This window comes from Actinoplanes sp. NPDC051411, assembly GCF_040682075.1.
Lineage (GTDB): Bacteria > Actinomycetota > Actinomycetes > Mycobacteriales > Micromonosporaceae > Actinoplanes.
This window is the reverse complement of sequence record NZ_JBFBAD010000216.1, coordinates 1-367: the sequence shown is the minus strand read 5'-3', so window position 1 is coordinate 367 and position 367 is coordinate 1.

The following is a 367-nucleotide window of genomic DNA, read 5'->3' as shown; positions in this document are numbered from 1 at the left end:
TGCCGAGGCGGCAGCGGGAACGGCAGCCAAGGCAGCGGCGAAAACGGCCGCCGAAGCGGCAGCGGGAACGCACGCTAAGCGGCAGCGGGAACGGCATCGAAGCGGCAGCGGGAACGGCCGCCTGAGTGGCAGTGGGAGCGCCCGCCGAAGCGGCAACGGGAACGGCAGGCGAAGCGACAACGAAAACGACAACAAAAGCGGTAGCCAGAGAGCGGTAGCCAGAGAGCGGTAGCCAGAGAGCGGTAGCCAGAGAGCGGCAGCAAGAGAGCGGCAGCAAGAGAGCGGCAACAAAAAGAGCGGCCGCAAAGAGAAGCGGGGGGCGCCCCGGGGGGGACCCCCGGGGGCGCCCCCCCGAGAAGAGGGAGGC